Source organism: Actinomadura kijaniata NBRC 14229, from assembly GCF_001552175.1.
Taxonomy (GTDB): domain Bacteria; phylum Actinomycetota; class Actinomycetes; order Streptosporangiales; family Streptosporangiaceae; genus Spirillospora; species Spirillospora kijaniata.
The window spans coordinates 30,451-53,776 of record NZ_BCQR01000072.1 but is presented as its reverse complement, the minus strand read 5'-3'; the positions used below and the strand labels follow the sequence as shown (position 1 = coordinate 53,776).

Below are 23,326 nucleotides of genomic sequence, written 5' to 3'. Positions count from 1 at the left end.
GCCCGCCACCAGCGCCAGCACGGCCGCGACCAGCAGGGCCGCGCCGCTGCCGGTGAAGGTGTAGGCCGCGTCGCCGAGGCTCAGGCGGCGGTCGCCGAGGACCCCGGCCAGCGGCGGTGCGGCGACCACCGCGACCAGGGCGGTGACCAGCGCCAGCGCGCGGGGGCGCGGGGCGTCGTCCACGGCGGCGGCGGTGGCCCAGGCGACCCCGGCGCACACGCCGGTCAGCGCCGCCGCGACCACCACGACGACCAGGTTCGTGACCAGGGCCGCCACCAGCAGGGCGACCGCCCCGGCGACCACGGCCAGGCCGAGCAGCCGGCGGCGGCTCAGCGGGGCCAGCAGGCGCGGGCCGGCGAACACGCCGTACGCCAGCCCGGCCGTCAGGCCCAGCAGCAGCGCGCCGTAGCCGGGGTCGCCGCCGCCCAGCACGCGGACGTGCACCCGGGCGGCCGCCAGCAGCGCCGCGACGGGCAGGACCGTTCCGACGACCGCCGCCGACAGGCCGGGGACCCCGCCCTCGCGGCGCAGCAGGGCCGCGACCGGCGCGGGGAACTCCGCCTCGCCGCCGGGCAGGCCGCCCAGCATCGCCGTCACGAACCCGGCCGCCCCGAAGACCACCGCCGTGGCGTACAGCACCAGGTGGACGCGGTCGGCGCCGCCCAGCAGCGCGTCCGCCAGCAGCGCCAGCAGCACGAACGCCAGCGCCGCCAGCGGGGCCGTCCCGAAGACCAGGCGCAGGGCGCGGCGGCGCACCGCCCGCCCCACCGTGCCGTCCTCGTCGTCGGCGACGCCGGTGGCGACGCCCTCGACGGCGGAGGCCGCCGCCGCGCTCCACACCATGCCCGCGCACGACACCAGGACCGCCACGATCGCCGTCCACAGCACCGGGTTGACCGCCGTGACCAGCAGGTCCACCACCGGCACCGAGAGCATCAGGAACGCCCGCAGCCCGTCGGCGGCCACCAGCGCGATCCGGCGGTCCAGGCGCGCGGCGGCCGTGCCGAACACCGGCGCCAGCAGCACCGGCAGCAGCCACGCCACCAGCACCAGGCCCACCGACTGCGCGCGGGTGGCCAGGGCGTCGTCGCGGGTCAGCGTCGCCGCCATCGCGGTCAACGCCGGAACCGTCAGCCAGTGGCCGAGGCTGGACAGCGACAGCATGGGACGCAGCCGCCGCAGCGGCTCGTCACCGGGTTGCGGCTCGGCGGAACGCGGCCGAGTGACGCCCGTTCTGGTCATGCACGTCAGGGTATCGGCGGGAATGTCATTAGGAGCCCGACTTCGCCGAGGACGGCGCCGACTTCGCCGACTTGCCCGTGCTCGACTTGCCCGTGCTCTTCTTGGCCGCCGGCTTGCGCGTCGTCGTCCGCTTCTTCGGACCGCCGCCCGCGGCCACCTTCTCACGGCGTTCGGCGAGCAGCTCGGCGGCGCGCTGGATGGTGATCGACTGGACCTCGTCGCCCTTGCGCAGCGACGCGTTGGTCTCACCGTCGGTCACGTACGGGCCGAAGCGGCCCTCCTTCACCACCACCGGCTTGCCGCTGACCGGGTCGTCGCCCAGCTCGCGCAGCGGCGCGGCGGCCGCGGCCCGGCCCCGCCCCCGCTGCTTGGGCTGGGCCAGCAACTCCCTGGCCTGCTCCAGCGTGACGGTGAACAGATCCTCCTCCGAGCCCAGCGAACGCGAGTCGGTGCCCCGCTTGATGAACGGCCCGTAGCGGCCGTTCTGCGCGGTCACCGGCTCGCCGTCGATCTCGCCGAGCACGCGCGGCAGCGACAGCAGCTTCAGCGCGTCGTCCAGCGTGACCGTGTCCAGGCTCATCGACTTGAACAGGCTGCTGGTGCGCGGCTTCGGCGCGTCCGCCTTCTTCGTGCGCTTCTTCTTCTCGCCCTCGGCGGGCTCGGCCGGCTCCGGCAGGATCTCGGTCACGTACGGGCCGAACCGCCCCGACTTGGCGACGATCCGGTGCCCGGTCCCCGGGTCCACGCCCAGCTCGCGGTCGCCGGACGGCTGCGCGAACAGCTCCTCGGCCTTCTCCGCCGTCAGCTCGTCGGGCGCCAGGTCCTCGGGGATGTTGACGCGCTCGCCGTCGCGGTCCAGGTAGGGCCCGTACCGGCCGACCCGCACCATGATGTCGGTGCCCCTGATCGGGAACGAGGAGATGCCCTTGGCGTCGATGTCCCCGATGTCCTCGGTGAGCTGCTTGAGACCCTCCACGCCGCCGTCGCCGAAGTAGAACCGGGTCAGCCAGCGCACCCGCTGCGCCTCACCGCGCGCGATCTCGTCGAGACCGTCCTCCATGTGCGCGGTGAAGTCGTAGTCGACCAGGTTGCCGAAGTGCTTCTCCAGCAGGTTCGTCACGGCGAACGCCAGGAACGACGGGATCAGCGCCGTGCCCTTCTTGAACACGTAGCCGCGGTCCAGGATCGTCGAGATGATCGACGAGTAGGTGGACGGGCGGCCGATCTCCCGCTCCTCCAGCTCCTTGATCAGGCTGGCCTCGGTGTAGCGCGCCGGGGCCTTGGTCGTGTGGCCCAGCGCCTCCAGCGCGCGCGCCGCCAGCGGGTCGCCCTCGGCCAGGTTCGGCAGGCGGCGCTCGGCGTCGTCGCGGTCGGTCGCGGGGTCGTCGGCGCTCTCCACGTACGCCTTCAGGAACCCGTGGAACGTGATCGTCTTACCGGTCGCGCCGAACTCGACGGCCTCGCCCCGCGTCGACACCCCGGCCACCCGCACCGACACCGACTGGCCGACCGCGTCCTTCATCTGCGACGCGATCGTGCGCTTCCACACCAGCTCGTACAGCCGGAACTGGTCGCCGCTCAGCCCCGTCTCGGCCGGGGTGCGGAACACCTCGCCGGCCGGGCGGATCGCCTCGTGCGCCTCCTGGGCGTTCTTGACCTTGGAGGCGTACACGCGCGGCCGGTCCGGCACGTACTCCGCGCCGAACAGCGTCGACGCCTGCCGCCGCGCCGCCGTGATCGCCGTCTCCGACAGGGTGATCGAGTCGGTCCGCATGTAGGTGATGAAGCCGTTCTCGTACAGCTTCTGCGCCACCGACATCGTGTACTTGGCGGAGAACCCCAGCTTGCGGCTGGCCTCCTGCTGCAACGTCGTGGTCCGGAACGGCGGGTATGGCTTGCGCGTGTACGGCCTGCTCTCGACCGACCTGACCTCGTAGGGGCGGCCGGTGAGCCGCTCGGCCAGCCCGCGCGCGGCGGCCTCGTCCAGGTGCAGGACGTTCTGCGTCTTCAGCACGCCCTGGGGCGAGAAGTCACGGCCCTGCGCGACGCGCTTGCCGTCGAGGGAGACGAGGGTCGCCTTGAAGACGCGCGGCTCCTCCCCCTTGCCGGTGTCGAACTCGGCGGCGATGTCCCAGTAGTTCGCCGGGACGAACGCGATGCGCTCGCGTTCCCGCTCCACCACCAGGCGGGTCGCCACCGACTGCACGCGGCCCGCCGACAGCCTCGGCATGACCTTCTTCCACAGCACGGGGCTGACCTCGTAGCCGTAGAGGCGGTCGAGGATGCGGCGGGTCTCCTGGGCGTCGACCAGGCGCAGGTTCAGCTGGCGAGGGTTGGCGGCGGCGTGCCGGATCGCGTCCTCGGTGATCTCGTTGAAGGTCATCCGGTGCACCGGGACCTTCGGCTTGAGGACCTCCTGGAGGTGCCAGGCGATCGCCTCGCCCTCCCGGTCCTCGTCGGTGGCGAGATAGAGCTCGTCGGCCTCGGCCAGCAGCTTCTTGAGCTTGGCCACCTGGGCCTTCTTGTCGGCGTTGACCACGTACAGCGGCTCGAAGTCGTGCTCGACGTTCACGCCGAGCTTGGCCCACGACTCCCCCTTGTACCTGGCCGGGACCTCGGCGGCACTCCCGGGAAGGTCCCGGATGTGGCCGATGCTGGACTCCACGACATAGCCACGGCCCAGGTATCCGGCGATCTTCTTCGCCTTCGTCGGCGACTCCACGATCACCAGGCGGGTCCCGCCGCTCTTCGCAGTGCCGTTGTTGGCTGGCACAGTCGCTCCAACCTCGCTGTCTGGTCTCTTCTACCCCGAACCGACGTCAACGCCGCCCGGCGGCGCTTTGCTTCCCGCGCTCTCCCGCCGGCGTTCCCACAGGCGGCGGTCCGCCCACCCGCCGCCGCTCCGTGGCCGTCGCCCGTCCACTCGGGACGGGCGGCGCCAGAGGTGCCGCGACTCCGACAGGATGACACGTCCGCGCCGCTGCACGGACCGCGCCCGCTACCGGAGGCTCCTCCGCCGTACATCGGCGGGCCATAATTGGCCGCAATGGTGGAGTACACCTACCTCGTCCTGCGACTGCCCCGCGGCACCACCCGTGAAACCGCCCGGCAGGTCCTCACCGAGCACGCCGAGCACGGTGGCTGGGAACTGGACCGGCTGCGCGTTCACCCCGACGGTAGCCGGTGGATCCAACTGCGCCGGAAGATCATTCGTCAGGTCCGGACGTTCTGACCGGTCCCGCCCGGAGCGTAGCACTACGTACCAATGCTATGACGTGCGGTAATCATTCGGTGCCGCAATGATAGGTGTCCGGACAGGGCTTTGCCCGCCCCGGACCGCGCCTCCGGGACGGGCAAAGCGTCTTGTGGCCCCCTCCCGCGGCGGTGTGCGGTTTTCCCGACACCGCCACGATCAGGGGTTTCGTCGTGCCGACCGGCCGTGCGGGGCGCCGTGCCCCGCCGCGCCCAGCGGCCACGTTCGGTCAACCGTGCGGACCTCGCGGCCGTTGCCACCCGGGCGGACCGGCGGCTCGTCCTCTCCGGCGGCCGGACACGGGGCCCGGCCGCCGGATCGGCGTTCCGCAGTTCACGGACATACCGTGAACGGTTTTACGGTCGGACCGTCCGGATCACCGGCGGCCGGGGCGCAGCCGGCGGCCCAGCGCCAGCGTCCCCGACAGGGCGGTCATCACGACGGCGGCGACCAGCACCCACACCGAGCCGGGCTCCTTCTCCATGGGCTCGGTCGCGGCGACCGGCTTCACCGCGCCGAGGGTGTCGGTCACGTTCCCCACCTCGGGGAGGCCGCCGGTCTCGGGGGCCTTCACGTCGCCGCCCACCGGCAGGCTCGACAGCTGGGGCAGCTGCACGCCGTCCACGCCGGGCAGGTCGCCGCTCCTGACCGCCTGGGTCCGCTCGGCGGGCGCCGGGGCCATCGGGACGACCGGGACCTTCGGCAGGACGCCGGTGCCGGGCAGGTGCGGGACCTTGGGCAGCGCCACCGGGGGCCGCTTGGTGTCCACCGGCAGGGTCGCCGCGTCGGCGGGCAGCGCGGCCGGGTCCAGTGGCAGCGCCGAGGGCTTCACCGGCAGCGCGCCGACCATCGGCAGGTCCATCGCCGGGGCGGGCGTGGCCGTACGGGCGGCGGGGTTCTGGACCGGAAGCCCCTTGACGGTCCTGCCCGTGTCCAGCGGGAGCTGGGGCAGGCCGTTGCCGAGCGACGGGACGGCGGGCAGCGGCTCGGGCTTCGCCGCGCGGGCGGCGTCGGCGGCGGGCAGCTTCGGCAGGGCGGGCAGCGCCGCGGCCGGGCTCATCGGCAGGGCGCGGGGCAGCTCCCGCACGGCGGGCAGCCCGGGGGTCCGCGCGGCCTTCCCGTTCTTCTCGTAGGAGTGGTAGCCGCCCCAGCTCGGGCCGCTGCCGCCGCACTGCGGGTCGGTCTTCCCGGCGACCTGGACGATGTTGCCGCACACGTCCACCGGGGCCTTGGTCGGCGCGTGCGTCTGGTTGCCGCCCTTGGTGTGGTTGCCGGAGCTCTGCGGGCCCTCGACGACGGCGGTGCCATGGCAGCCCGCGGCGGCGTCGCCGAGGATGGCCACGGCGTTGCCGCACACGTTCACGGGGATGGTGACGGGCGCGTTGACCTGGTTGCCCGCCAGCACGCCGCCGGTGCCGCTCGTGGTCTGGTCGCCGCCGGAGCTGCTGCGCACGTGCGCGCCGCCCTGGCAGAACGCGCCCGCCTCGCCCAGCACGGCCACGGCGTTGCCGCAGACGCTGACGGGCACCGACACCGGGGCGTTCACCTGGTTGCCGCCCAGGACCGAGTGGTCGCCGTTGGTGGTCTGGCTGCCGGTGCCGTGCCCGCCGTTGCGGACGCTGGCGCCCCCGTCGCAGTCGGCGGTGGCGTTCCCGACGGCGTTGCCGCAGACGTCGACCGGCGCGGAGATCGGGGCGTTCACCTGGTTGCCGCCGCCGACGCTGGACTTGCCGGAGGTCTGCTGCCCGGCGCCGGTGCGGCCGCCGTTCTTGACCTTGGCGCCGCCGTCGCAGCCCGCGACCGCGTCGCCGAACAGGGCGGCGGAGTTGCCGCAGATGTTGATCGGCGCCGAGATCGGCGCGTTGACCTGGTTGCCCGCGATCACGCCGCTCGTGCCGTCGGTGACCTGGCCGCCGTGGCCGCCGTTGTCGACCTTGGCGCCGCCCTTGCAGCCCGCCTCGGCCGAACCGAACACCGCCAGGGCGTTGCCGCAGACGTTGACCGGGGCCGAGATCGGCGCGTTGATCTGGTTGCCGGACGCGACGCCGCTCTTGCCGGAGGTCTGCTGGCCGCTCGCGCCGCCGTTGTTGTGGACGGTCGCGCCGCCCTTGCAGCCCGCCTCGGCCGAGCCGAGCACCGCCAGGGCGTTGCCGCAGGCGTTGACGGGCGCGGAGATCGGGGCGTTGATCTGGTTGCCGGAGGCGACGCCGTGCTTGCCGGAGGTCTTCTGGCCTCCTCCGCCGCCGTTGTTGTTGTGGACGGTCGCGCCGCCCTTGGACTTGCCGTGGCCGTTGCCGCTGATGTCGACCGGGGCGGAGATGGGCAGGTTGACCTGGTTGCCGCCGAGGACACCGGACTGGCCGGAGGTGGTGTCGGCGAAGGCCGCGGCGGGGATGGCGGACGCACCGAGAGCGACGAAGCTCGCGGTGAGCGCGGCGGTACGGGCGGTACCGATGGCCCACGTACGCATGATGCTCCTCTTGTTCGGGGGAGAACTGATGACTTGCAGGGAAGAGCCGAGATGCGGGCGCGCGAGGGCATGGCGAGGCCATGGGTTGGAGTCGCGCGGGGTCATCCCGGGGGTGACGCGCCGCCAGGGGGCGTCGCGTCGCGGTCCGATTCGCCCGAGCCGCACGGGCGGGGGACCTCAGAGAGGGAACTAGTCAGGTGCGAAGCTCGGCTCGTCCGCGGCGGTGCGGACGGCCGGCGGGACCGCGCCGGGGGCGCGCAGCAGCACGCCCTGCGGACGGCCCGGAACCCAGGCCCGGCGGGCCAGGGGGGCGCCGATCCCACCGATGAGGATCAGGCCGGCGGCCGGGCTGACGCCCCCGGCCTGTGCCAGCGCCGGGATCGGCGCGACCGGGGCCGCCTGGTCGGCGGCGCCGGAGTGGGAGGCGTTCTTCTCGAACGTCCCGGCGAAGACGTGCGCGTCGCCCGCGGTCCGGTGGACGCGCTTGGAGGCGTTCCGCTTCACGGAGCGCTTGGCGACCGGTTCGCCCTTGTCGGCCTTGGCCGCCGGGACCGCGCCGGCGTCCGGCACGACCTGCCGGACGGGCGGGTCCGCGGGGGGCCGCTCGACCTTCACGGGAGGCTCGACCTCGCGGTCCTTGACGGCGCGCACGATCTCCCGGACGGGTCGTTCCGGGAGCACGCGCCGTTCGGCGACGCGCACGGCGTCACCCACGACCGGGGTGTCCGCGACGACGCGCCGGGCGTCGGGGGTCTCGGCCTCGGCCTGCGCGGCCCCACCGAGCAGCCAGCCCGCGGCCGCGAGCCCCACGACGACCAGGAGCCTGCGGACCGCGCCACGGCACGGCACGGCGGAGACCGCCCGCCGAAGTGCCGCGCCGAAGGTCACAGGTGCTCCTCACCGTTCACACCAAGAGCGGGTCATCCCGCCCTCCACGTTTGGTGACCGTAGCACCACGCTTCGCACTCGTGACGGCGTTTCGGCGAGAAAATCAGGCGTGATCAAGGAATTGGTCGAGAACGCGCACGCCGAAGCGCAGTCCGTCCACCGGGACGCGTTCGTCGATCCCGTGGAACATTCCGGAGAAGTCCAGTTCCGGGGGGAGTTTGAGCGGCGCGAAGCCGTAGCAGCGCATGCCGAGCTTGGCGAAGTGCTTGGCGTCCGTCCCCCCGCTCAGGCAGTACGGAACGGGTAGGGCGCCGGGGTCCTCCGAGATCAGGGACCGTTCCATGGCGGCAACCAGGGCCCCCTCGTACTCGACCTCCAGCGCCTGGTCGTGATAGACGAATTCGCGCTTGATGTCCGGACCGATAAGTTCGTCCACAACGGTGAAGAACTCTTCCTCATATCCCGGCAGGAAACGCCCGTCGACCTGAGCGGTGGCGGTCTGGGGAATGACGTTCGTCTTGTATCCGGCGTCCAGGCGCGTGGGGTTCAGCGTGTGCCGGAGCGTGGCCCCGATCATCCGGGCGAGCGGCCCGATCTCCGCCAGGCACTTCTCGGGCTCCGCGGGGTCGAACTCGACGCCGTAGGCCATACAGGCCCGTTCCAGGAACGCCCGCACGGTCTTGGTCATCTGCACGGGGAACCGGTGCTCCCCCAGCCGCGCCACGGCCCCCGCCAGCGCCGTGACGGCGTTGTCGGGATGGACCATGGACCCGTGCCCGGCGGTCCCGCCGGCGGTGAGCTGCATCCAGGCGATGCCCTTCTCGGCGGTCTCGATGAGGTACATCCGCTTGTCACCGGGCACCGTGAGGCTGAAGCCCCCGACCTCCCCCACCGCCTCGGTGCACCCCTCGAACAGCTCGGCGTGCTCCTGGACCAGCCACTGGGCCCCCCACTTGCCCCCGGCCTCCTCGTCCGCCAGGAACGCGAGCACGACGTCCCGCGACGGCCGCCGCCCCTCCCGCAGCCGCTGCCGCACGACGGCGAGCATCATGGCGTCCATGTCCTTCATGTCGACGGCCCCGCGCCCCCAGACGCACCCGTCGGCGATCTCACCCCCGAAGGGGTCCCGCGTCCAGTCCTCGGCCCGCGCGGGCACGACGTCGAGATGCCCGTGCAGCAACAGCGCGTCCCGCCCCGGATCGGTCCCCTCGATCCTGGCGATGACACTGGCCCGCCCGGGGTGCGACTCGTAGATCCGCGCCTCGAGACCGACCTCGTCGAGCAGCCCCGCCACGTACTCGGCGGCCACGCGCTCCCCCGGCCCCGAGTTGTCCCCGGGGTTGCTGGTGTCGATCCTGATCAGCTCCTGGCAGATCCGGACGACCTCGTCCTCAGCGACGTTCCCGTCGGCCACAGCGACCCCTCACCCTGGACAGCAGCTACCCGCCCATGGTGCCCCCTCGATCGACTTCGCCGCGAGTCCGGACCTTTGGTATGGTGAACCCCGTCGCGCAGAGCCGCGACATGCACACCTGTCCGGGTGGCGGAATAGGCAGACGCGCTAGCTTGAGGTGCTAGTGCCCTTTACGGGGCATGGGGGTTCAAGTCCCCCCTCGGACACCGAACTCCATATATGGGGGCAAAGCGGGACGAAGGCAGCTTCGTCCCGCTTTGCGTTGCCGACCAGCCAACCATGCGGGTATCGAGCCAGGTCGAACCCATGACCCGCCAGCAAGCAAGCGCCGCACAGGCCACAGGCGTCCTCACCCCCAGCAGGCCGAGCACGGCCACTGCATCACACCTGCCTACATCGACTACCAGCTCGCTCACAACACCGCAGAGCTACGACGGCCCCGTCTGGACCTGTTGTACCTGCACACCCCCGAGCACGGCGCACATGTAGACCGGGACCAACTCCTTCACCAGATCCGCGGCGCGTTCGAAGTATGCGAACAAGCCGTCCACCAAGGCCGCATCACCGGATACGGCGTCGCGACCTGGAGCGGCTTCTCCAGCGACGTGTTCACCGTCCCCGAACTGCTCGCCGTCGCCCAGCAAGCCGCCGACGGATCCAAGCACCACTTCACCGCCATCCAGCTTCCGGTCAGTCTGGTTCACCTCGCGCCACTCACCCAAGCCCTCAACGAGGATGGTCCGATCGGCAGGCGACCCGAGAGGGCTCGAGGTATGAGCGTCCGTCCCTCGCAGCGGCGGCGGACTGCCCACCCTGGTCAGCGAGGAACTCGCCGAGCTGATCGCCCCCGGGCTGTCGGCCAGCGCCGCCGCGCTGACCGTGGTCGCCTCCACACCGGGTATCACCGGCGTCCTGCCGTCCGCCTCGACCGCGGCACACTTGCAAGACGCACTAACCGTCTTCCAACGCGCACCGCTACCGCCCGAGCATCTCCGGGAGATCTGCCGTGTTCTCCGAGCCTGACGATCCGGCCGTCCGCGACCGTACGCACACCGCACTGGCCACCGCGGCCAACCAGCTCGGCTGTGCCCTTCTCCCCAATACTGCCGACGCCTGGGGCACGGAGGCCCGCACCCTCGGCGCCCCCGTGCGGGACGGTCACGCTCGTTCCTGGCTACGCGTCGTCGAAGTCCCTGAGCACAAACGCGGCGGCAAACCGTGGACGGGCACCGCCCAAGCCGCCGAGTCCATCCCAGCCAGCATCCCCGGCCCCGGCTTCTTCGCACCGCGGAGTGGTCCTGCGGGCCCTACGCCTACCGCGCCGAACTCACCACACCTACATAGCCGCCCCAGTCTGCTCGCCCTTGCCTCTCTGACCGTCGCTCCATCGCCGGTAGGACGCGAGCCGGGGCGCATCAGGGCCTCCAACCAAACCGGAGCGCTCCCATCGTGGTTAGGCGATCAAGGCTGCGGGGTAGGGGTAACGCCGCAAAAGTCACATTGCGCCCACGGGGGGACATGATGGCGCACATTCAAGTCAAGAACTTCGACAAGCCCGACGAGACACGCTCGTTCGAGGGCAAGGGCCACGCCGACATCGTCATGATGGCCGACCGGGCGGTGGGGCGCGGCGTCTTCGAACCCGGCTGGCGCTGGTCCAACAACGTCAAGCCGATCGCCGGCACCGACCTGTGTCAGGTGTCGCACCTGGGCTACTGCGTCTCCGGGCACATGCGCGTGTACATGGCCGACGGCACGGAGCAGGAGGTCAACCCCGGCGACGCCGTCGCCATACCGCCGGGCCACGACGCCGAGGTGGTGGGTGACGAGACGTGCGTCCTGCTCGACTTCGGGGAGATCTCCGAGTACGCCAAGCGCTCCTGACAGGAGCATTCCGGTCCCATCCTCACACCCGTGGGGACGGGACCGGACGTCTATTCAACGCCGCCGACGACCCAGCGCCCATCTGACGGAGCCCAGGCCCTGGGCAAGTTCCGCCGTGCGCCAAATCGTGGCCGATGAGGTGACCGCATTCCTCGGCGCCGCCCCGAGACGCGGGGGCCTTGATCCACCCCGCCGCGCCCGGGCGTGCTTTTCGGTCACTGCGAAGATGAACCCGCAGGTCAAGACCGTGATTGCAGCCATCGCCCCACGGGCCAGGCGGTCATCGTCCGCCTGATCATCCGCCGGGCGAGGCGGTTGAACCCCCAAGCCGCCGGGCAGGACGAGCTGTTCGGTCTGCGGCGCTACCACGCGGTCTTCACCGACTCCCCGTTCCCCCTGGCGCACCCGCCCGCAGCACGCCGAGGGGCCCTGCACTTCGAGTTCGAGTCCGGAGAGCGCAGGGTCCCGTGTGGCTCAAGGGCACCAAGCCCCTTCTCAAGGGCGGCAAGCGCGGCGTCAACATCCCCGGCTTCGGTGATCTACTCGAAGGCGACAAGTTCAACACCGGAGGCGCCGGAGCCGCCGAGCAGACCCCGGAGGACCTGCCCGCCTCGTGCATCCCCAAGAGCGGCGCCATCGTTTTCAACGCCGAGGTCGACCGCCAGAAATAACCCCGGAGAACACAGGAGGTGAAGTCCCCCTCCGGCGTTCTCTAGTGCGATGTGGGCCGCGAGGGTTGCTTGACGTGTCGGGCGTCTGGAGAGGTGGGCCCGACAGCTATTCGTGTCGTACTGCGGGGCCATTGTTGTTTGGGGTCCAGTTCCAAGTGGTGATTGTGGTTTGCATTAGGCGGGTGGCTGTTGAGAGGTGGGCGCCGGTCCACCAGGACAGGGTTACTGCGCGGCGGCAGTCGGGGTGGTCTACGGGGATCCAGGTGCCGGGGAGGCGGGTGGTGGTGTTGCGGGCTATGCCGGGGACGAGGCCGATGCCGAGGCCCGCGCCGATCAGTTCGGCGATGGCGCTGAGTTCGTCGACCTCGCAGATGATCTTCGGGGTGAGGTTCCGGGTGGCGAAGAGGCGGTCGAGCAGCCGCCGTTGCCAGTGTCCCCTGCTCGCGGAGATGAAGGACTCGTCGGCGAGGTCGTCGATGCTCACCGACGGGCGGCCCGCCAGGGGGTGGTCGTGTGATGCGCCCACTCCCACCGGCTCCTCGAACAGCCGGACCGATTCCAGGTCGTCGGCGGGGATCGGCTGTGAGGCGACGCAGAGGTCGATCTCCTGGGCCCGCAGGGCGCGGGCCATCTCCGCGGCCGGCATCTGGTGGAGTTCGACCTCGATGCCGGGGTGGGCGCGTTTGTACGCCGCGAGTGGCCCGGTGAACGTCAGGAAGGTCTCCGACGCCAGTCTCACGGTGCCGAATCCCTCGCCGGTGGACTCGGCCACGGCCCGCCGTCCCGCGTCGAGTTCGCCGAGGGAGCGTTCGACGTAGCCGCGGAAGAGCCTTCCCGCCTCGTTCAGCCGGAGCCTGCCCGCCCGGTCGAACAGGGGGGTGCCGAGTTCGTTCTCCAGCCGGGCGATGGTGCGGCTCAGGGACGGTTGGGCGACGCGGAGCTCCTCGGCCGCGCGGCTGAGGTGCTCCAGGCGCGCCACCACCAGGAACTGCCTGAGCATGTGCAGGTCCATGATCGTCGGCTCTCTTCCGGGGGCTTCGTCATGCCCTCGGGATCATAGCTTCATAGCCATATTGATCTTAGACGGGATAGCGGTTGAGGCATAGCTTGTGGGCGTCGATGGATCAGTAGTGAGGAGGACGCCATGGTCATCGCAGCCGACAGGTCCGTGCCGGTGCGCGCCGCGCGCCGGACGAGAGCCAGTGGGTGGGTGCTGCGGGCCGTCGTCAGCGCGCACGCGATAGCGGGGTTCGGGCAGCCGGTGTTCGCCGGGGTGTTCCTGAGCGGTGACTACGACGGCCTGCGCTGGCATCTGACCGGCGCGAACGTCGTCACCTCCATCGGTTATCTGCAGGTGGTCGTGGCGGTCGTGGTCTGGGTGCGGTTGCGCCGGGCGTGGCCGTTCTTCGCCACGCTGGTCGTGGTGGTGGCCGAGACGGTGCAGTACTTCGCCGGGATGGAGGGCGCGCTGTGGCTGCACTTCCCGCTGGGGGTGCTGACCATCGTCGGGCTCACCGTGATGTTCATCGACGTGTGGCGGCAGCCCCTCGGACGGTCCGCGAAGGAGCCCGGCGATGAGTGAACGGGAGACCGCCCCGGTCCGGGGGGTGACGCGGCGTCGGGTGCTGGGCATCGGCGGGGCCCTCGGCACGATGGCGTTCGCCGGGGTCTCGACCTCGGCCGCGCTGGCCCGCCGCCCGTCGCACACCGGCGCCGAACTGCGCAGCGCCGTGCCGCTGCCGCCCCCGTTCCAGGTGCCGCTGCCGGTTCCCGCCGTGCTGAAGCCGGTCGGCACCGCGGGCGGGATCGACCGTTACGAGATCACCCAACGCGAGGCGACGGCGGAGATCCTGCCCGGTGTCCGGACGCCGCTGTGGACGTACGAGGGCACCTTCCCCGGGCCGACGATCGAGTCACGGCGGGGGCGGCCGGTCGTCGTGACGCACCGCAACGAGCTGCCCGTGCCGACCGTCGTGCACCTGCACGGTGGACGGACCCGGGCCGATTCCGACGGTTATCCGACCGACCTGGTCCTGCCCGAGGGGTGGTCGGACGGCCATGCCCACGGCGGCCATGGGACGCACGGGATGCACGATCCGCGGGCCGTGGTGACCAGGCGGACGCGGGACTACACGTTCCCGCTGGACCAGCGGCCGACGATGCTGTGGTACCACGACCACCGCATGGACTTCACCGCTCCCGCGATCTGGCGCGGCCTGGCCGGGTTGCAGATCGTGCGCGACGACGCCGAGGAGGCGCTCGGCCTGCCCGCCGGGCGGCGCGAGCTGCCCCTCATGATCGCCGACCGGGCGTTCGCCGCCGACGGGAGCCTCGTCTACCCCGCCCTCGATCCGGCGCTGCGGCGCCGGCCGGGCGTCCGCGAGCCCTATCTCGCGGGGGTCCTCGGTGACGTGATCCTGGTCAACGGGGCCCCGTGGCCGGTGCACGAGGTCGACGCGGCCCGGTACCGGCTGCGCGTCCTGAACGGCTCGAACGCCCGGCACTACGAGCTTGAGGCGGTCACCGACGACGGACGCCCGCTCGCCCTCGTCCAGGTCGGCGCCGACCAGGGGCTGCTCGCCGCGCCGGTCACCCACCGGCGGCTGCCGATGGCCCCGGCCGAACGCTACGACTTGGTCGTCGACTTCTCGTCCGTCCCGGTCGGCGGCCGTGTCCGGCTCGTCAACCGGCTGGGCTCCGGGCGCACCCGCGACGTGATGGCCTTCCGGGTCGCCCGCAGGGCCGCCGACGACAGCCGCGTCCCGCGCGTCCTGTCGGACGATCTGCCGACCTGGCGGCGGTCGGACGCCGTCCGGGTGCGCGAGTTCTCCTTCCGCGCCGGACGGATGCACGGCGGCCACGGGTGGCTGGTCGGCGGGCTGCCGTTCGACCCGGCCCGCTCCGACGTCACCGTCCGCCTCGACGACGTCGAGGTGTGGCGGCTGGTCGCCGACGTCCACCATCCCGTGCACCTGCACCTGGTCGGCTTCCGGGTGCTGTCGCGCGGCGGGCGGCCCCCGCTGCCCCACGACGCGGGCCTCAAGGACACCATCTCCCTGCGGCCGGGCGAGTCGGCCGAGATCATCACCCGGTTCGACGGCTACCGCGGCCGCTACCTGTTCCACTGCCACAACGCCGAGCACGAGGACATGGGGATGATGGCCAACCTGGAGGTCATCTGATCCCCGCCGGAGAAACCCGGGGCGGTCCGGTCACATTCGTCGGGCGGGGTCCGTCAGGGCAGTGAGTGAACGAAGTTCCACCAGCCGCCGGGAGGCCCCGATGTCCGTCACGCTCGTCGTCGTCACCGTTCTGACCGCCGCCTGGGTCGGGTTCTCCGGCTTCTCGCTGCTGCGTCGCGCCGACTTCGTCGTCCAGCCCCTGATCGCCTACGGGGTGCCCCAGGCCTGGTGGACGTGGCTGGGCGCGGCCAAGGCCGCCGGTGCGGTCGGCCTGCTGGCCGGGCTGGCGGTGCCCGCGATCGGTGTGGCGGCCGGGGTCGGCCTGGTGGCCTACTTCCTGGGCGCCGTCGTCACCGTGCTGCGGGCGCGGTCGTACAAGACCGTGGCCTTCCCGGTGCTGTACCTGGTCCCGGTCGTGGCCACCCTGGCGGTGGGAGCCGCCGTCTGACCCGCTGTGCGGCAAGGTCCCGGGCGGTCCGGGACCTTGCCGCGTCAGGGTGTGCCGAAGAGTTCGTTCAGGTGGTGGGTGAGGATGGCCAGGGCCGCGTCGCCGTCGCGTTGGCCGCCGAGGACGCTCTGGCCCAGGCCGTTGACCAGGGCCAGCAGCCCGGCCGCGGTCATCTCGGGGTCCCTGCCGGGGGCGATCTCCCCGGACCGCTGGGCGGTGCGGATCTGCTCGGCGAGGAAGGACTCCAGGCCGTCGGGCTGGGCCGTGGCGTGTTCGGCCAGCACCTCGGGGTCGTTGAGGACCAGCGTGTAGTAGGCGGCGTAGGTCCTGGTGATCCGGCGGCTCTCCGCGTCGGTGGGCAGGACGCACGACAGGATCGCGGTCACGATGGCGCGCGGCGCGGGCGAGGGGCCCGCCGCGCTGATCCACTCCAGCATGCGGGCCTGGAGCTGGGCGCCGAGGCGGTCCAGCGCGTCCAGCAGGAGCGCCCGCTTGGTGGTGAAGTAGTACTGCACCAGCCGCAGGGAGACGCCGGCCTCGGCGGCGACCGCCCGCATGCTGGCCGCCTGTAGTCCCTGGGTGTCGGCGATCCGCAGCAGCGCCTCGGCGATCCGCTTCCTGCGCTCCTCGTGGTCGACCCGCGCGGGCATGGGCACCGCCCCTTTCGTGATACAGGCGTATCATGATACAGACGTATCATGAAAATCGGTGGGTTCAGGGACGACAGGAGCGGGGAGCGCTTCCGCGCCGCCTACGAGCGGGCGCTGCGGGAGCTGTGGCCGGGGCCGAAGGAGACGCTCGACGTCCCGACCGCCTTCGGGACCACCCGCGTCTACCGCGCCGGGCCGCCCGGCGGCCGGCCGATCGTGCTGCTGTCGGGGGCCGGCGGGAACGCGCTGATGTGGCACCGGTACGTCGAGGCGTTGAGCCGCCGCCATCCGGTCGTCGCGGTGGACACCGTCGGCGAGCCGGGCGCCAGCGTGCAGACCGCCCCGATCGGTGACGGCCGGGACGGCGCGGCCTGGCTGGAGGAGCTCCTGACCGCGCTGGAGGTGACGGAGGCCCGGGTGGTCGGCTGCTCCTACGGCGGCTGGCTGGCCCTGCTCCACCAGATCCACCACCCCGGCCGGACCGCCTCCCTCGTGCTGCTCGACCCCGCCGGTTTCGCCGACCCGGGGTGGCGTTTCCTCACCTGGGCGATCGCCGGCGGGCTGGCCGGGATGGCGCCGCGTCCGCTGCGCCCCCCGCTGGCGCGGGCGGTCTCCAACAGCACGATCCTGGAGACCGAGCTCATGCGCATGATGCGGTCGACGATGGGCTTCCGCCGCGGGCTCCCGGCCGCCCGGGTCCTCACCGACGAGGAACTCCGCCGCGTGCGCGTGCCCTGCCTGTTCCTCCTCGGCGCGCGCAGCGCCCTGCACGACTCCCGCCAGGTCGCCGAACGCGTCGGCGCGCTCGTGCCCACCGCCCGGGTGGAGATCGTGCCCGGCGCCGGTCACGCGCTGCCGACGGACCACCCGGAACTGGTCGCCGAACGCGTCCTCACGGCCGCTCGGTGATCCGGCCGGTCACCGCGTCGATCGCCGCCGCGACGCTCCCGCGCAGCTCCCGGGCGTCGGCTCCGGCGCGGGACCGCAGGTTCACCCCGTGCGCCAGCAGGGCCAGGACCTCGGCGGCGGACTCCGGATCGGACCCGGCGGCGAGCTGGCCCCGGTCGCGGGCGGTGAGGAGCGCCGCGCGCAGGGCGTCGCGCAACCCCTGGTGCTGCCGGTCGAGGACGGCCCGGACCTCGGGATCGCCGTTCTCGGCGCCCGCGTGGGCGTTGGAGACCATGCAGCCCCACCGGGCGTGCTCGCCCGTGCAGCGCGCCTCGATCAGCGCGGTGAAGAAGTCGGTGATGGCGGGCAGCCCGCGGTCGTCCCCGGCGAGCCGCTCCTGGGCCGGGCGGGAGCGGCTCTGGACGTAGCGCTCCAGCGCGGCGCGGTAGAGCCGCTGCTTGCCGCCGAAGGTGGCGTACAGGCTGGAGCGGTTGAGCCCGGTCGCGTTCACGATGTCCTGGACGCCGGTCGTGGCGACGCCCTGCCGCCAGAACAGCCGCACCACCGTCTCCAGGACCGCGTCCGGATCGAAGTGCTTGACGTCCGGCATGGTCCATCCCGTCATCTTGAAATGAGGATTCCAAGATACTCCGCTCCGGGGGTGGCCCGGGAGCCGCGGCGGCGTCTATCTTGAAACGGTCGTTCCAAGAACTGCGGTGAGAGGACCCCCGTGAGCGTCAACGCCGAGCTGCGCGCCTTCTACGAGAGCCGCCAGAAGCAGATCCCCGCCGACATCCGCGCCGTGATGCGGCGGGCGGCCCGTGAGCAGGAGGAGTCCGGCCAGGCCGGCCGCGCCCTGAACGCGGGCGCCAAGGCCCCGTCCTTCGCCCTCCCCTCGGCCACCGGACGGACCGTCGCCCTGGACGGGCTGCTCGCGCGGGGACCGGTGGTGCTGACCTTCTACCGCGGCGCCTGGTGCCCTTACTGCAACATCGCCCTGCGCTCCCTGCAACGGCACCACGACGACATCACCGCCCGGGGAGCCCGCCTGGTCGCCGTCTCCCCGCAGGTCCCCGACGAGTCCCTGTCCCTGGCCGAGAAGCACGGGCTGGGCTTCGACGTGCTGAGCGACCTGGGCTGCGACGTCGCCAGGCGGTACGGCCTCGCCTTCGACCTGCCGGACGACCTGGCCGCCGTCTACGACGGCCTCGGCATCGACCTGCTCCGCTCCAACGCCGGGCACGCCCGCACGCTGCCCCTGCCCGCGACCTACGTCATCGACCGCGGCGGCGCGATCCGCTGGGCCTTCGTCACCACCGACTACACCGCCCGCGCCGAGCCCGCCGACATCCTCGCCGCCCTCGACGCGCTCGGCTGAACGCGCATCCCCTCTCCGCCGTCCGGCCCGCCGAAGGTGTAGGCCCGCTTATTTGGGCATAGAGGCGGCGTAACCTTCGTGAGGAGGACGGAGATGACTGTTACCGGGATCATCACCGCGATCGTCATCGGTGCGATCATCGGCGCGCTCGGACGGCTGGCGCTGCCCGGGCGGCAGCCCATCGGGATCCTGCTGACCATCGGTATCGGCATCGTGGCCGCGCTGCTCGGCACCGCGATCGCCCAGTCGGTCGGCGTCGCCACCACCGACGGCATCGACTGGATCGAGCTGGTCTTCCAGATCGGCCTGGCCGTCGTCGGTGTCGCCGCCGTCGCCGCGTTCCGGCGACGGGGTCACGGCACCCATCGGTAACCGGGCCTGAGCGGCGGCGCGGGGCCCGGCCCCGTGCCGCCGCCGCTCGGCTCGGGAACAACAACGCGGGCCGCGCGGTTACCCCTGATGGCTGGTGTGCCTGGTGTCCCCGGGCCTCACCCATCGCCTTCGCGGAATACCGTCCGGCCGGAGCCGCGTCGTGCCACTCGCCGAGAGGCGACCCGCACACCAGTCCACAGCTTCCGCCGCCCACCCCGACGAAGGTCGGGGTGGGCGGCTTTCCTACGGCCATGGTGCGGAGGCGCCGGGCCGTCGAGGGTGGTCCGCATGCGATCACCTGTGCTCCTCCCCGCGCTCGCCGCCGCGGGCGCCCTGACCCTGGCCGCGTGCGGCACGTCCGTTCCGGTGGTGAGGACGGCCACCGCCGCCCCGGCGGGGTTCGCCCTGCCGCGCCCGACCGGCCCGCACCAGGCCATCGGGACGACCGAACTGCACCTGGTGGACCGGGACCGCCCCGACCCCTGGGTGCCGGGCCGGCCCCGTGAGCTGATGGTCAGCGTCTGGTACCCGGCGGCCGCGCCGTCCGGCCGGACCGCGCCGTACCTGCGTCCCGGCGTGGCCCGGACGCTCGCCCAGGCCGACGCGCTCGGCGTGTTCAAGGCGGGAACGGTCGACTGGGCGGGCGCGCGCACCCATGCCGCCGAGACCGCCCCGGCCGACGTCCGGCGCGGCGCGCGGCCGGTCGTCCTGTACTCCCCCGGCTTCGGCGTTCCCCGCGCCCTCGGCACGACGGTCGCCGAGGAGCTGGTCAGCCGCGGGTACGTGGTCGTCACCATGGACCACACCTACGAGACGGCGCCGGTGGAGTTCCCCGGCGGGCGGGTCGAGGTCCAGCGCCTGCCCGAGCAGGGCCCGGCGCGGCTGAGGACCGCGCTCGACACCCGCGTCAGGGACACCCGCTTCGTCCTGGACCGGCTCGCCGACCTGCGGCGCGGGCGCAACCCCGACGCCGGGGACCGCCGCCTGCCCCGCGGGCTGGGACGGCTGCTCGACCTGTCCAGGGTGGGCATGGCCGGGCATTCGGCCGGCGGGATCCAGGCGGCCGAGACCATGCGCGTCGACCGGCGCCTGGACGCGGGCATCGACATGGACGGCACCCTGCAGTACGCGGAGGGCGACCTCGTCCAGGTGGCCCGCACCGGGCTCGACCGGCCGTTCCTGCTGATGGGCGCGGCGACCGGCGGGACGCCGCAGACGCACCTGACCTCGCCGTCCTGGGGATCGTTCTGGAAGCGTTCGACCGGCTGGAAGCGCGACCTCAACGCGCCCGCCGCGAGCCACTACTCCTACACCGACGTCCAGGCCGTCCTTCCGGCGCTGGACGAGAGGCTCGACATCCCCGAACGGGACCGCGCCGCCCTGATCGGAACGGTCGATCCCCGGCGGATGACCGCCTCGACGCGGGCCTACGTCACGGCGTTCTTCGACCGGACGCTGCGCGGCCGGCACCGTCCGGTCCTCGACCGCCCCTCCCCCCGGCACCCCGACTTCCGCTTCATCGGCTGAGGGGGCCGACCCTGACGCGGCCCTGAGCCGACCCTGAACCTCCCCTGGGAGGGGCCTCGGAAGGGCCGGCGCGGACCTAGCGTGATCGACGTTCGGGCGGCCGCGGCCGCCTCACCGGCACGTTGGTCCTGAAGGGACAGCCCATGCCTTTTCGAAGAAGTCTGGTGGCGCGCGGCGCGGCCGTGGCGGCGGGGGCCGCCATGGTCGCCGGCGCCGTCAGCGGCTTCACCGCCCCCTCCCCCCGGCAGGCGGCGCCGGTCGCCTCCCAGGAGTTGCGGTGGGCTCCGTGCGACCCGAAGTATCCGGGGGCCGAGTGCGCCGATCTCTGGCTGCCGGTCGACTGGGCCCGCCCGGACGGGCCGAGGTTCGCCCTGGCGCTGGCCCGCCGCAGGGCCGCCGATCCGGGCGCGCGCGTCGGCTCGCTGGTCTTCGGGCCCGGCGGGCCGGGCGACTCGGGCGTGAGCAGGGTGGTGACCGGGATCCAGCGGTTCAGCCCCGAGGTTCTCCGCCGGTTCGACATCGTCAGCTTCGACCCGCGCGGCGTGGGCGGCAGCGACGCGGTGGTGTGCTCCGGCGAGCTGCTGGCCCAGCGGCCGTCGCCCAGGATGACCGGCCAGGCGGACTTCGACCGCACCGTGGAGTACAACCGGCGGCTCCGCGCGGACTGCCGCGCGCGCAGCGGCCCGGTGTTCGACCACCTGGACACCGGGAACACCGTCCGGGACCTGGACGCCGTCCGGGCCGCGCTCGGCGAGGAGAAGCTGACCTTCCACGGCAGCTCGTACGGCACGATGCTCGGGGCGCAGTACGCCGAGACCTACCCGCGCCGGATCCGCGCGATGGTGCTGGAGAGCGTGATCGACCACAGCGTTCCCACGGCCCGCGGGTTCCTGAGGGCGCAGGGGGCCGCGGCGCAGGACTCGTTCGAGGAGTTCGTGAGGTGGTGCGGGCGCACGGCGGACTGCGCGCTGCACGGCCGTGACGTGCGGGCGGTCTGGCGAGGCCTGCTGGCCCGCGCCGAACGCGGCGAGCTGGAGAACCCGGGCCGGCGGGGCACCTCCCTGTCGCCGATGGACCTGGTGAACCTGATCGCCTTCAGGTCGTTCTACAAGGCCGACTACGCGGGCCTGGCGAAGACCGTCGCCGGGATGGAGGCGAGCGCGCCGCTGCCGCCGTCGGCCACCACGCCCGCGCCGATCCCGATGACCGTCCCGGTCTTCTGCTCGGACTGGCGCCTGCCGGTGCGCGACCACCGCGAGTACGCCTCGATCGTGCGGGAGATGGACAGGGTCGCGCCGGACATGCCGTACCTGATGCCGCTCCACGCGGTGGCGGCGTGCCTGGGATGGCCCGCGGACAACCCGCAGCACCGCCTCAAGGTGCGCGGCGCCCCGCCGATCCTGGTGTCGAACGCGGTGCACGACCCCGCCACCGGCTACCCGTGGGCGGTCTCGGTGGCGCGGCAGCTCGGCCGCCAGGGCGTGCTGCTGACCTACGAGGGCGCGGGTCACGGCAGCGTCACCAGCGGCCCGTGCATGGAGAACGCGGTCGACCGCTACCTCGTCGAGCTGGCGGTCCCGCCGCGCGGCACCCGCTGCCCCGCGGTGGGGACCTGACCGGTCCCCCTCAGGCCGTCCGGTCGTCGGGCGGGGCGTCGAGACCGAAGCGGTCGCGGACGTCCGGGCGGCTCAGCAGCCCGTCGGGGTAGCCGGGGCCGGGGCGCGGGGCGACGTCCTCCACGCGCAGGGGCGCGTGGCAGTGGGAGCAGACCACCTCGGCGGCGCGGTCGTCGGGGAGGGACTCCCACCAAAACTTGACAGTGACTAGTTCTGCGTGGCTCAATCTTTCCATCGACAAGATGCGGAGGCGGCAGGCCCGGCCTCCCGCGGAAGGAGACGGTGGCCATGTTCGACACTCTGCTGTTGCTGCTGGGTCCCCTGCTGGGGTTCCGTCTGCTGGGGGCGCTGGGCGTCCGCCGCTTCGCCGACTGGCGCGTGGCCGCCGGGCACGGACTGGCGTTCATGCTGGTGTTCACCGGGGCCGCGCACTTCGTCCCCGGCAGCGTCACCGTGATGCCCGGTCACGACGACATGGTCGCGATGGTCCCCCCGTTCGTACCGTTCCCCCACCTGGCGGTCTACGCCACCGGCGTGCTCGAACTCCTCGGCGCGCTGGGGCTCGTGGTGGGGCGGACGCGCCTCGCCGCCGGGGTCGGCCTCGCCGTCCTCTTCGTGCTGATGCTCCCGGCCAACATCTACGCCGACCTGGAGGACGTGTCCCTGAACGGGGACCCCGCCACCCCGCTGTGGTTCCGGATCCCCGAGCAGGTCGTCTTCATCGCGGTCGCCCTCGGGGCGGCCGGGGTCGGGGCCAAGCGCGCCGAACCCGCACCGGTCGGGGCCGACGCCGCCGAGCGCGCGGCCGCCGGACGGTGAGATCCCGCCGGGCCGGACTTCGGGCCCCGGCGTGTCCGACGCCTTCCCGCCCGGCCCGCCGTGCCTGCATGATGCCCTGGCGGTGGCGGTGCACGGCGGAGGAGGTTCGGGTGATCCAGGTTTCGGTGTGCGGCCCTCGCGAGGCCGCGCCGCAGGACGTCGCCAACGCCCGGGAAATCGGGCGGTTGCTGGGCGAACGGGGCGCGGCCGTCATCTGCGGGGGCTACGGCGGGGTCATGGAGGCCGCCGCCGAGGGCGCGTCCTCGGTGGGCGGGCTGGTGGTCGGGGTCCTGTCCGGCCCCACCCGGGGAGGCTCCACCCCCTACCTCACCGTGGCCATCCCCACGGGGATGGGGGAGGCGCGCAACGCCGTCATCGCCCTGGCCGGGGACGCCGTCATCGTCGTCGGCGGCTCCTGGGGCACCCTGTCGGAACTCGCCCTGGCCCGGCGCAACGGCACGGTCGTCGTCCAGCTCGGCGGCTGGCGCGTCGTCGACGAGAAGGGACGGCCCGTCGAGGGGGTGCGCTACGCCGACAGCCCGGTGGAGGCCCTCTGGCTCACCGGGCTGTTCGGCTAGCCGGGCGAGCCGGGGCGTGGAGCTCCGCCGCCGCCTGGAAGGATCG

The 23,326-nt window shown here is 72.8% G+C and carries 22 protein-coding genes, 1 tRNA gene and 1 pseudogene; 14 read left to right on the top strand and 10 right to left on the bottom strand.

Annotated features, from left to right (window positions below):
* Nucleotides 1-1,242 (bottom strand): annotated as a pseudogene (locus AKI01S_RS23045) (dTMP kinase); the annotation flags it as partial.
* 28 nt (nucleotides 1,243-1,270) lie between these two features.
* Entirely contained in the window at nucleotides 1,271-4,015 is a 2,745-nt protein-coding gene (topA, locus tag AKI01S_RS23040) for a type I DNA topoisomerase (RefSeq protein WP_067821622.1), read from the bottom strand.
* Nucleotides 4,016-4,288: 273 nt separating this feature from the next.
* Here topA and AKI01S_RS23035 point away from each other — a divergent pair, with 273 nt between their 5' ends.
* A complete protein-coding gene (locus AKI01S_RS23035) occupies nucleotides 4,289-4,474 on the top strand; it encodes a DUF5703 family protein (protein ID WP_067821619.1) in 186 nt (61 codons plus the stop codon).
* A 397-nt stretch (nucleotides 4,475-4,871) separates the two neighbouring features.
* Here AKI01S_RS23035 and AKI01S_RS23030 read toward each other — a convergent pair whose 3' ends face one another.
* The 3 genes from AKI01S_RS23030 to AKI01S_RS23020 form a co-directional block, all read right to left on the bottom strand.
* Nucleotides 4,872-6,965 (bottom strand): chaplin family protein, encoded by a 2,094-nt coding sequence (locus AKI01S_RS23030; protein ID WP_067821616.1) that lies wholly within the window; start codon nucleotides 6,963-6,965, stop codon nucleotides 4,872-4,874.
* A gap of 189 nt (nucleotides 6,966-7,154) precedes the next feature.
* Nucleotides 7,155-7,853: a hypothetical protein gene (locus tag AKI01S_RS23025; protein ID WP_067821613.1), complete on the bottom strand. Its 699-nt coding sequence runs from the start codon at nucleotides 7,851-7,853 to the stop codon at nucleotides 7,155-7,157.
* A gap of 103 nt (nucleotides 7,854-7,956) precedes the next feature.
* On the bottom strand, nucleotides 7,957-9,267 hold the full coding sequence (locus AKI01S_RS23020; protein ID WP_067821611.1) for a M20/M25/M40 family metallo-hydrolase: 1,311 nt from the start codon (nucleotides 9,265-9,267) through the stop codon (nucleotides 7,957-7,959).
* Between the two features lie 120 nt (nucleotides 9,268-9,387).
* Between AKI01S_RS23020 and AKI01S_RS23015 the strand changes: the two genes are divergently transcribed.
* Nucleotides 9,388-9,473 (top strand) — tRNA-Leu (locus AKI01S_RS23015).
* Between the two features lie 222 nt (nucleotides 9,474-9,695).
* Here the strand turns inward: AKI01S_RS23015 and AKI01S_RS23010 are convergent.
* Nucleotides 9,696-10,160 (bottom strand): hypothetical protein, encoded by a 465-nt coding sequence (locus AKI01S_RS23010; protein ID WP_067821608.1) that lies wholly within the window; start codon nucleotides 10,158-10,160, stop codon nucleotides 9,696-9,698.
* A 628-nt stretch (nucleotides 10,161-10,788) separates the two neighbouring features.
* Here AKI01S_RS23010 and AKI01S_RS23005 point away from each other — a divergent pair.
* A complete protein-coding gene (locus AKI01S_RS23005) occupies nucleotides 10,789-11,151 on the top strand; it encodes a cupin domain-containing protein (RefSeq protein ID WP_067821646.1) in 363 nt (120 codons plus the stop codon).
* A 467-nt stretch (nucleotides 11,152-11,618) separates the two neighbouring features.
* Nucleotides 11,619-11,822, top strand: a complete 204-nt coding sequence (locus AKI01S_RS23000) for a hypothetical protein (protein WP_067821605.1) — start codon at nucleotides 11,619-11,621, stop codon at nucleotides 11,820-11,822.
* A 106-nt stretch (nucleotides 11,823-11,928) separates the two neighbouring features.
* On the opposite strand, the gene AKI01S_RS22995 is transcribed toward AKI01S_RS23000, so the two are convergent.
* Nucleotides 11,929-12,822: a LysR family transcriptional regulator gene (locus tag AKI01S_RS22995; RefSeq protein ID WP_245681737.1), complete on the bottom strand. Its 894-nt coding sequence runs from the start codon at nucleotides 12,820-12,822 to the stop codon at nucleotides 11,929-11,931.
* 144 nt (nucleotides 12,823-12,966) lie between these two features.
* Between AKI01S_RS22995 and AKI01S_RS22990 the strand changes: the two genes are divergently transcribed.
* The 3 genes from AKI01S_RS22990 to AKI01S_RS22980 all read left to right on the top strand — a co-directional run bounded on the left by AKI01S_RS22990 (nucleotide 12,967) and on the right by AKI01S_RS22980 (nucleotide 15,452).
* Entirely contained in the window at nucleotides 12,967-13,404 is a 438-nt protein-coding gene (locus AKI01S_RS22990) for a hypothetical protein (protein WP_218009778.1), read from the top strand.
* On the top strand, nucleotides 13,397-15,004 hold the full coding sequence (locus tag AKI01S_RS22985) for a multicopper oxidase family protein (RefSeq protein WP_067821599.1): 1,608 nt from the start codon (nucleotides 13,397-13,399) through the stop codon (nucleotides 15,002-15,004). Before AKI01S_RS22990 ends, AKI01S_RS22985 begins: the two co-directional genes overlap by 8 nt.
* A gap of 100 nt (nucleotides 15,005-15,104) precedes the next feature.
* The gene (locus tag AKI01S_RS22980) at nucleotides 15,105-15,452 is read left to right on the top strand and encodes a DoxX family protein (RefSeq protein ID WP_067821596.1); all 348 of its coding nucleotides are present in this window, start codon (nucleotides 15,105-15,107) and stop codon (nucleotides 15,450-15,452) included.
* Nucleotides 15,453-15,496: 44 nt separating this feature from the next.
* Here the strand turns inward: AKI01S_RS22980 and AKI01S_RS22975 are convergent, their stop codons facing one another.
* Nucleotides 15,497-16,102: a TetR/AcrR family transcriptional regulator gene (locus AKI01S_RS22975; RefSeq protein ID WP_067821593.1), complete on the bottom strand. Its 606-nt coding sequence runs from the start codon at nucleotides 16,100-16,102 to the stop codon at nucleotides 15,497-15,499.
* Nucleotides 16,103-16,150: 48 nt separating this feature from the next.
* Between AKI01S_RS22975 and AKI01S_RS22970 the strand changes: the two genes are divergently transcribed.
* A complete protein-coding gene (locus AKI01S_RS22970; RefSeq protein ID WP_067821590.1) occupies nucleotides 16,151-17,011 on the top strand; it encodes an alpha/beta fold hydrolase in 861 nt (286 codons plus the stop codon).
* On the opposite strand, the gene AKI01S_RS22965 is transcribed toward AKI01S_RS22970, so the two are convergent.
* Nucleotides 16,995-17,615, bottom strand: a complete 621-nt coding sequence (locus AKI01S_RS22965; RefSeq protein WP_218009777.1) for a TetR/AcrR family transcriptional regulator — start codon at nucleotides 17,613-17,615, stop codon at nucleotides 16,995-16,997. The two genes, AKI01S_RS22970 and AKI01S_RS22965, sit on opposite strands and share 17 nt — an antisense overlap.
* A gap of 105 nt (nucleotides 17,616-17,720) precedes the next feature.
* Between AKI01S_RS22965 and AKI01S_RS22960 the strand changes: the two genes are divergently transcribed.
* From AKI01S_RS22960 to AKI01S_RS22945, 4 genes are all read left to right on the top strand, one after another.
* Nucleotides 17,721-18,368 (top strand): peroxiredoxin-like family protein, encoded by a 648-nt coding sequence (locus AKI01S_RS22960; protein ID WP_067821585.1) that lies wholly within the window; start codon nucleotides 17,721-17,723, stop codon nucleotides 18,366-18,368.
* Between the two features lie 93 nt (nucleotides 18,369-18,461).
* Complete coding sequence (locus AKI01S_RS22955) at nucleotides 18,462-18,740, top strand: GlsB/YeaQ/YmgE family stress response membrane protein (RefSeq protein WP_067821582.1); 279 nt, start codon at nucleotides 18,462-18,464, stop codon at nucleotides 18,738-18,740.
* 288 nt (nucleotides 18,741-19,028) lie between these two features.
* Nucleotides 19,029-20,267, top strand: coding sequence for an alpha/beta hydrolase family protein (locus AKI01S_RS22950; protein ID WP_067821641.1), 1,239 nt, complete (start codon nucleotides 19,029-19,031; stop codon nucleotides 20,265-20,267).
* Between the two features lie 143 nt (nucleotides 20,268-20,410).
* Nucleotides 20,411-21,883 (top strand): alpha/beta hydrolase, encoded by a 1,473-nt coding sequence (locus AKI01S_RS22945; protein ID WP_067821579.1) that lies wholly within the window; start codon nucleotides 20,411-20,413, stop codon nucleotides 21,881-21,883.
* Between the two features lie 10 nt (nucleotides 21,884-21,893).
* Here AKI01S_RS22945 and AKI01S_RS50785 read toward each other — a convergent pair whose 3' ends face one another.
* Complete coding sequence (locus tag AKI01S_RS50785; RefSeq protein ID WP_157420046.1) at nucleotides 21,894-22,109, bottom strand: hypothetical protein; 216 nt, start codon at nucleotides 22,107-22,109, stop codon at nucleotides 21,894-21,896.
* A 62-nt stretch (nucleotides 22,110-22,171) separates the two neighbouring features.
* Between AKI01S_RS50785 and AKI01S_RS22940 the strand changes: the two genes are divergently transcribed.
* Both AKI01S_RS22940 and AKI01S_RS22935 read left to right on the top strand, forming a co-directional pair.
* Nucleotides 22,172-22,702, top strand: a complete 531-nt coding sequence (locus AKI01S_RS22940) for a DoxX family protein (protein WP_067821576.1) — start codon at nucleotides 22,172-22,174, stop codon at nucleotides 22,700-22,702.
* 110 nt (nucleotides 22,703-22,812) lie between these two features.
* Nucleotides 22,813-23,280 (top strand): SLOG cluster 4 domain-containing protein, encoded by a 468-nt coding sequence (locus AKI01S_RS22935; protein WP_245681736.1) that lies wholly within the window; start codon nucleotides 22,813-22,815, stop codon nucleotides 23,278-23,280.
* Nucleotides 23,281-23,326: the final 46 nt, after the last annotated feature.

Coding starts and splice junctions, on each gene's coding strand:
- AKI01S_RS22975 (WP_067821593.1), bottom strand. CDS start 16,102: ATGCCCGCGCGGGTCGACCACGAGGAGCGCAGGAAGCGGATCGCCGAG.
- AKI01S_RS23035 (WP_067821619.1), top strand. CDS start 4,289: ATGGTGGAGTACACCTACCTCGTCCTGCGACTGCCCCGCGGCACCACC.
- AKI01S_RS22985 (WP_067821599.1), top strand. CDS start 13,397: ATGAGTGAACGGGAGACCGCCCCGGTCCGGGGGGTGACGCGGCGTCGG.
- AKI01S_RS22945 (WP_067821579.1), top strand. CDS start 20,411: ATGCCTTTTCGAAGAAGTCTGGTGGCGCGCGGCGCGGCCGTGGCGGCG.
- AKI01S_RS22970 (WP_067821590.1), top strand. CDS start 16,151: ATGAAAATCGGTGGGTTCAGGGACGACAGGAGCGGGGAGCGCTTCCGC.
- AKI01S_RS22955 (WP_067821582.1), top strand. CDS start 18,462: ATGACTGTTACCGGGATCATCACCGCGATCGTCATCGGTGCGATCATC.
- AKI01S_RS22950 (WP_067821641.1), top strand. CDS start 19,029: ATGCGATCACCTGTGCTCCTCCCCGCGCTCGCCGCCGCGGGCGCCCTG.
- AKI01S_RS22995 (WP_245681737.1), bottom strand. CDS start 12,822: ATGCTCAGGCAGTTCCTGGTGGTGGCGCGCCTGGAGCACCTCAGCCGC.
- AKI01S_RS22965 (WP_218009777.1), bottom strand. CDS start 17,615: ATGACGGGATGGACCATGCCGGACGTCAAGCACTTCGATCCGGACGCG.
- AKI01S_RS23030 (WP_067821616.1), bottom strand. CDS start 6,965: ATGCGTACGTGGGCCATCGGTACCGCCCGTACCGCCGCGCTCACCGCG.
- AKI01S_RS22940 (WP_067821576.1), top strand. CDS start 22,172: ATGTTCGACACTCTGCTGTTGCTGCTGGGTCCCCTGCTGGGGTTCCGT.
- AKI01S_RS23005 (WP_067821646.1), top strand. CDS start 10,789: ATGGCGCACATTCAAGTCAAGAACTTCGACAAGCCCGACGAGACACGC.
- AKI01S_RS22980 (WP_067821596.1), top strand. CDS start 15,105: ATGTCCGTCACGCTCGTCGTCGTCACCGTTCTGACCGCCGCCTGGGTC.
- AKI01S_RS22990 (WP_218009778.1), top strand. CDS start 12,967: ATGGTCATCGCAGCCGACAGGTCCGTGCCGGTGCGCGCCGCGCGCCGG.